The sequence below is a fragment of the Propionibacterium sp. genome (assembly GCF_047719395.1).
GTDB lineage: Bacteria > Actinomycetota > Actinomycetes > Propionibacteriales > Propionibacteriaceae > Propionibacterium.
This window is the reverse complement of record NZ_JBDNTB010000006.1, coordinates 5,963-12,496: the sequence shown is the minus strand read 5'-3', so window position 1 is coordinate 12,496 and position 6,534 is coordinate 5,963. Positions and strand designations below refer to the sequence as shown.

Here is a 6,534-nt window from a genome sequence, read left to right as displayed (position 1 = left end):
GGCGGTCGTTGCGCGGGGGCCTGCCACCCCCGGCCCTTGTGGGGGCCATTGCCCCACCCCACCTACACCCCGCACCCCGGGGGGGCGGGGGGCGAGCACTACACCACCGAGACCAACATTATGAAGGTCATCGGCCCACTGTTTCTCGACGAGTATCACCAGCGTCTCAGTAGTGCGTGGAACAGCAAATCCGAACTCACGAAACTGTGGAATGACCTCGGGCGGATCCGGATCATGGACCCAGCCTGTGGCTGCGGGAACTTCCTCGTTGTCTCCTACCGGGAACTTCGAGCCCTTGAGCTCGAGATCATGAAGCGTCGGCGTGATCTCGATTTGGACGACGGGAAGATCAGTGATCCCAGTCTCATCCAAACGTCCATCGATGTCACCGATACGATTAAGGTTCGGCTGGACCACTTCTACGGCATCGAAATCGAGGAATGGCCATCTCGCATCGCCGAGGTCGCCATGCTGCTCGTCGACCACCTCGCCAACCAGACGATGACCGAGGAGTTCGGCTTCGCCCCGACCGGCTCCCCATCAGAATCGCTCCCACGATCATCCACGACAACGCCCTTCGAACTGACTGGGTAGCGGCCCTTCCCCCCAGCTCCGATGTGATCATCACCGGTAATCCGCCATTTTTGGGCCACTCCACCCGCAACCCACTCCAAGCGCAGGATCTTCGCGACGTGTGGGGACGAAACGACATTGGCCGCCTCGATTACGTCACGGGCTGGTACCGCAAGGCCATCGACTATTTTCGTGGTGTTCGTGGCGGACGGTTCGCATTCGTGTCAACCAACTCTGTGACTCAGGGTGAACCTGTTTCGGCCCTGTTCCGCCCGCTGTTCGATGCGGGGTGGCGAATCAGGTTCGCCCACCGCACATTCGCCTGGACTTCCGAAGCCTCCGACGCGGCCGCTGTCTATTGCGTGGCCATCGGCTTCGACAAGGAGTCCACACCACCAGCGGTGCTGTTCCACTACGACGATATTCATGGGGGACCCAGAGCCGAACCTGTGAGACACATCAACGCCTACTTGGTGGACGGTCCAAACGTCTTAATAGAGAAGCGAGGCAAGCCCTTGTCTCCGGATCTTCCACCCCTTGCCTTCGGCAACATGCCACGAGACGGCGGCGGGAAAGCGAGGGACGGTGGCCGCCTCGTCGTCGAGCCCGACGAATACGACGAGGTCATGGCTGACCCCGCCGCCGCCAAGTACATCCGTCGCTACGTTGGCGCGCAGGAGCTCGTCCACAACGAGCCACGTTGGTGCTTGTGGCTGGTCGACCTCGACCCGGCAGACATCGTCCGATCCCAAAATCTCAAGGACCGTCTCCGTAAGGTTCGCGAATTCCGGTCTCGCAGCACTGCCGAATCGACCAGGGAGATGGCCGCCACACCGCACCTGTTCGGACAGCGTTCCCAACCCGACGTCAACTTCATCTGCGTCCCACGAGTCGTGAGCGAAAACCGCCCCTACCTCACATGTGACTACTTCCCGCCTTCAGTGATCGCAAGCGATGCTACTTTCAAGGGGAATGATGCCGAAGGCTTTGCCTTCGGCATCATCAGCAGCGCCATGTGCATCACCTGGCAGCGCACCGTGGGCGGCAGGCTCAAATCCGACCTGCGGTTCTCCAACACCCTGGTCTGGAACACCCTGCCGCTCCCCTCAGTGACAGAACAGCTCCGGGCAGACATCATCGCCGCTGGGAAGGGTGTGCTCGACGCCAGAGCCCTCCACCCAGACCAGGCATTGGCAGACCAGTACAACCCGTTAGGAATGGATTCTGCGCTCGTGAAGGCCCACCGGGCCCTAGACAAGGTAGTCGACAAGGCATTCGGGGCGAGGAGATCAATCAACTCGGAGGAGCAGCGCCAGGGGATCCTCTTCGAACGCTATGCGGAGATGACACAGGAGTGACGATGCGTTGCGCAGGTCATACCGCGTCAGGTGGGAGATGTCGGCGGCATGTGGTATCGGGGCGATTCTGTTATCAGCACAGGAACCAAGCTAAGCATTTGCATTTTGACACGGCGAATCTGGAAGTATTGCGTGCTGCCAGTTCATCTATGGACATGGCAGCAGCAAACTTCACAACTGCAATACAGCCAATACTTGAGCAGTGGACTCAGCGCAACCAGATGATGCTGAGCCAGGTAGTGAATACCGTATTGTCTACTCAAAGCTATCTGAACAGTACGACTAAACGTGCTTCAGAGTACGACCTGTCTGAAATGAAGTCTGTCCTGAAGCAAGTCAGTATGTCATTGACTTTACCTAGAGGTTTCCTGACTCAAATTGGGATCACCACAGAGTGGATCGCAACAATATTCGAAAGCGTCTCGGTAGAGCTTCCAGCAAGCAATCTCGAAATTTCGTTGTCCACCGTCGAAAGTACGATTCGTGCGATCCGGCGCAACGGGGTGGCCGTAGCTGATTCCCTCACGGGAGAAGACGCAGATCCCGAATCAGGTGAGGCGTCTCTTGCGCTCGCGCAGGACTTGGTCCAAGCTCAAGAGAAACGAAGTCGGGATAAGATGACCGATCTTATCACCGACGCCCCAACAATAGTATTGGCTGGCACTGTTATCTGTCTTCAATTGGTTGTTAGTATGCTAAACCCTACTCAACCAGTAATAGCTGATCAGGTGGAATTAATTGTCGCTATTGCCATGTCTGTACTGTGTGAACGCGGAAAGACAGTTTTGGAGAAATGAGAAAGTAGCAGACCTCACAACGATCACTGTTGGCCCCGCATCGATCGGCTCTGGATCGCTTTGAGATGGGAGGTGCTCACTTTGGGTGATGTGGACCAGGGTAGCCATCGCCTCGCCTATCACATGGCCGTTGAACGGACGGTATGTCCTGTCTCGGAGAAGTGAAGTGAGCAGTGGAAATTTCATGGAAATCCCTAGCCATTAATCTGAAAAGTCACAGATAGACTGCGAGGACGTCTAGAACTAAAGCTGGGCCTTTGACGTAGTTATCCTCTTGGCCTGGTGCCGGAGCTGTTCGTTCCTGAGCACGCCGCTTCGCACGCGACACAATGTTAAGCCCAGGCATCGCAATGATCGATTGCCAAGCGTCTTTGGGGACAACCTTTTTCACTTTACCAACTACTATGGCTCGTCCGTCCAGTTCGCCATCAAGAAACTCGCCATCGAGCGACCCGGTGATCTTCCACTCCGTTGAACCGTCGTCACCGACCAAGACAAGTTTTCCAGCCGATTCAGAGGTGAACTTCTGTAATGCGCCGATCTGCTCCTCGCTTGGGAATCCGGTGAGTTCTTGGCCCATTGCGCGCGCAGCTGGCACAAATGCTCCTAACATCCCGAGAGCATCACTCACACCACTTGCACGGGAGAAGAGTTGCGCGACAGGCGGAACCCAAACTTCACACTCCCAAGAGACGATTGCGCTAACAACGACATGGGAAAGGTCAGTTTCAGGATCCCGAACGTTAATCCATCCAAGCTGTTTGGGATACTCTTTAGCTGCCTGTACGAGCCGATCAAAGCGAGCTTCATCCGTGTCACTGCGTGTGGTCATGTTCTCAGACCCAGTCGATTTCCCAACTTGTCCTTCGATTACCTTGAGGTTGCCCTTCCCACCGCGCGTGCTGTCTATTTTTTCAGTTACAACCGAGGAAGTCATCAAGCCATTGTCAAGAATCGATGTGTACTGACGTACAGCTGTGGTGTTGAGGTAGATGAATCGTCTAAGCATATTCTGACGATACAGTGCAGTAGTGGTTGGAGTGTCACAGTTGTTAGTACTGAGTTGGTGCTGGCCTTGATGTCGGGTGAATCTTGACCCTCCGGGGACAGTGAGGGAGGGATAACTGCGGAGGGTGGACGTAGATCTCACAGGATTCGGGTGACTCGGAGTAGGCCAGGTGCGGGAGGAGGTGCATAGGGACACCGCGCGGATGGCTGGGGGTAGCGGTCGGTGTCCGCCGGGATTGTCTTGATGTCCTGCGGGGGTCTTGGTAGTGTTTTTGGTGCGAGGGGCATTAGTCCCGAGAAGTTAGCCCGGCAGTCTGCCCGATCTTTTGGTATGACGAGCCGGGCTTGCGTGTGTCTAGGGCAGGTCGACGGTGATCACGCCGGACACGATGGGTTGTACCTGGGTCTTCCAGGGGTTGCCCTTCTGGTAACACCATGCGACGGCATCTGCCAGCCACAGCATCGGCTGGTCGTTCCTGTTCTTGTGTTCGTACACGAGTTTCCTCAAGCCTCCGATCTTGTCGAGGCGCTCGCGGATTGTGCGTCGGTCCCAGACCTCAACTGATTCGTCGCGTTCCAGGACGAGGTGCTGTGCACCGTCGGCGACCATGTCACCGACCAGTGCACGCAGTAGGGCGGGGCGGGCCACACGGTCTTTGTGGCCTCTCATCACGTACACCGTGGCACGGACGTCCATCTGGCAGAACTCGCGCAAGAGCTGCGATCTGCGGTTGCCCTCGCTGTGGAAGTGAAGGGAGCTGCGGTGGCCCATGCGGAGCGCGCGCAGACGCTTTTCGGTGCCGGCAATGTCTCCTCGGGCAACGGCTGCGGCAGCGATGTAGTAGCCGTGAGCCTTCGACTCATCCACGAAGACCCACTCACCTCGACCGAACGGCATGGCTCGACCGTACACATCCTCCGGACATGTTCGGCACGGTGTCACTATTGTGACGGACGCATCGGAAGCGATGGACGCATTCGGATGTTCTATACGACGTCTTGTCTGCGATAGAAGCAGTTGATTTTATGGTGAATCAGAAAGATGTGTTGTCACACGATAGGAGTGTCATATTCCATTGCTGTGGGATTGAGTGATTCATGAACAGACTTCGCCGCGATGGCCAACGCGGGAACGTTGGGATTTCTATTGCGCGTGATATTCTGTTTGAGAACAGATCAGGGAGGTGGACATGGCATTCGAAGTCTTCAATAAGCGGGTCGCTCCGCTGGGTAAGGAACCGAGTGTGACGATCCAGAGGCGCGGAATCTTCTCCTTCAACGGTGCTGCCCACAAGTTGATTGACAACGCCGACACGGTGGAGCTCCTCTTCGACAGGGAGAGAAATGTCATCGGTATCCGGCCGGCAGCAGCGTCGCCGAACACCTACCAGATCCGCCCTCAACCCAGGAGCAACACGGGGCTGACGCTCTTGTCGGCCGCGGCGTTCACGCAGTACTACCGGATCGACACGAGCGTCAGCCGACGGTGGCGTCCCACCATGAAGGACGGGATCTTGTGCATTGACCTCAACGGCGAGAGCGCCGAGGTCCACGGCAACAGGAAGCCGACGGCCTCCTCTGGGGAGGAACCCTCGACCCCATAAAAATGTGACGGCCCGGAACTGCGCTAACAGTCCCGGGCCGCCTCTGGCCCAAAGGGCGCAGATGATGACTTGATCGGTCCTCACCAGCGTAGCGGAGTCTCCTGTGGCATACGCCACCGCTCCTGCTTCTCCTTTGGGCCAGCAACCGAGAGGAGAGGCACCCATGCCCTCAATCACTACCTACTACGGGATCTCTGGTCCGGTCCCATTCGTTGATGTCGACGTGGCAGGAGACAATCTCCTGTTCATCGACCCTCACGCCATCCGGATCTCAGGAGGGCCGGAACCCTACGTGCGGGATGCCGCCACGTGCATGGACACGTTTTTCTCGGAGGTGACCAACTGTGTCCTGCGCGGAGATGACGACGCGTATAGACACGGTCTGAAACTACTTCAACGTTTCCAGGAACCATGGGAGACGCGCCATGGCATGGCGGCAGTTGGATTCCGCGGCCACGGCGGCGCAGAGTCGGTCGGCACCTTGATCTGGCAGACGCTTCTCGGAGACGTTGAAGCGCTGGTTAGGATCGGTGCGCTGTGCCAGATCGAACAACTTCCAATGTTCGTCGAGGGCATCGACCGCGACATCACCTCCGACATCACCACCCGTATCATCTACGGTCCACTGATGCAGTTCACCGCGGAGATGCTCGACACTTTCCCGCAGTTCACAGCAGGCCTTCACCGAGCAGAATCATTCGAACGACAGGTGTGGGATCACCACGCCAGACGATGGACAACAGTTCATGGTCGGCTGCCCATCGCACACGGTCGTCCGCTCCTCCTCGTCCCCCGAGGGTGGTCCCGACGGAATCTCCTGATGTCGGCCCGCCGCTACTACGGGACCACCGTGCTCTCCTTCGTCCAGTTCGAACAGGCCGTGCTCACCTCCGACGGGAGACGCCTGAAGACCCCCAAGGCCGTCCTTCGGAAGAGACCCGATCTGAAACCTGTCCGACAGACGAACATCTTCCAGACGCTCCATGCTTTCGACGACAAGCAGGATCTCATTGCCGCATTCGAACAGTTCGTCGACGAGCGCCTCAATGACACCACCGAGGACAATACGGCGGCCTAGCAGATGGTGGTGGTCACATACACATATGTATTTATGTGGATCCACAAAAGGAGGCCGCGGGGGAGCGCGCCGCCGCGCCCGCCGAGCCCAGGCACGGGGCGTGTTTGGAGGCGGGA

At 57.6% G+C, this 6,534-nt stretch carries 7 protein-coding genes; 5 read left to right on the top strand and 2 right to left on the bottom strand.

The genetic code is table 11. The features are described from left to right. The 3 genes from ABF648_RS01745 to ABF648_RS01735 form a co-directional block, all read left to right on the top strand. Positions 1-594, top strand: a 594-nt coding sequence (locus ABF648_RS01745; RefSeq protein WP_415630570.1) for a DNA methyltransferase, incomplete at its 5' end; no start/stop codon positions are given. After that, positions 540-1,931 carry a type IIL restriction-modification enzyme MmeI gene (locus ABF648_RS01740; RefSeq protein ID WP_415630616.1) on the top strand — a complete coding sequence of 464 codons (1,392 nt, stop codon included), beginning with the start codon at positions 540-542 and terminating at the stop codon, positions 1,929-1,931. The genes ABF648_RS01745 and ABF648_RS01740, both read left to right, overlap by 55 nt. Positions 1,932-2,086: 155 nt before the next feature. Then, positions 2,087-2,728 carry a hypothetical protein gene (locus tag ABF648_RS01735; protein ID WP_415630569.1) on the top strand — a complete coding sequence of 214 codons (642 nt, stop codon included), beginning with the start codon at positions 2,087-2,089 and terminating at the stop codon, positions 2,726-2,728. Between the two features lie 214 nt (positions 2,729-2,942). Here the strand turns inward: ABF648_RS01735 and ABF648_RS01730 are convergent, their stop codons facing one another. Together ABF648_RS01730 and ABF648_RS01725 are read right to left on the bottom strand one after the other, a co-directional pair. Continuing rightward, positions 2,943-3,737, bottom strand: a complete 795-nt coding sequence (locus tag ABF648_RS01730) for a hypothetical protein (protein WP_415630568.1) — start codon at positions 3,735-3,737, stop codon at positions 2,943-2,945. A gap of 354 nt (positions 3,738-4,091) precedes the next feature. After that, complete coding sequence (locus tag ABF648_RS01725; RefSeq protein ID WP_415630567.1) at positions 4,092-4,634, bottom strand: hypothetical protein; 543 nt, start codon at positions 4,632-4,634, stop codon at positions 4,092-4,094. A gap of 292 nt (positions 4,635-4,926) precedes the next feature. On the opposite strand from ABF648_RS01725, the gene ABF648_RS01720 reads away from it, so the two are divergent. Next, positions 4,927-5,340, top strand: a complete 414-nt coding sequence (locus ABF648_RS01720) for a hypothetical protein (RefSeq protein WP_415630566.1) — start codon at positions 4,927-4,929, stop codon at positions 5,338-5,340. Positions 5,341-5,503: 163 nt separating this feature from the next. Then, positions 5,504-6,418, top strand: coding sequence for a hypothetical protein (locus ABF648_RS01715; RefSeq protein WP_415630565.1), 915 nt, complete (start codon positions 5,504-5,506; stop codon positions 6,416-6,418). Positions 6,419-6,534: the final 116 nt, after the last annotated feature.

Excerpts from the sequence above, each read along its gene's own strand:
- ABF648_RS01735 (WP_415630569.1), top strand. The coding sequence starts at position 2,087 with ATGGCAGCAGCAAACTTCACAACTGCAATACAGCCAATACTTGAGCAG.
- ABF648_RS01730 (WP_415630568.1), bottom strand. The coding sequence starts at position 3,737 with ATGCTTAGACGATTCATCTACCTCAACACCACAGCTGTACGTCAGTAC.
- ABF648_RS01725 (WP_415630567.1), bottom strand. The coding sequence starts at position 4,634 with ATGCCGTTCGGTCGAGGTGAGTGGGTCTTCGTGGATGAGTCGAAGGCT.
- ABF648_RS01720 (WP_415630566.1), top strand. The coding sequence starts at position 4,927 with ATGGCATTCGAAGTCTTCAATAAGCGGGTCGCTCCGCTGGGTAAGGAA.
- ABF648_RS01715 (WP_415630565.1), top strand. The coding sequence starts at position 5,504 with ATGCCCTCAATCACTACCTACTACGGGATCTCTGGTCCGGTCCCATTC.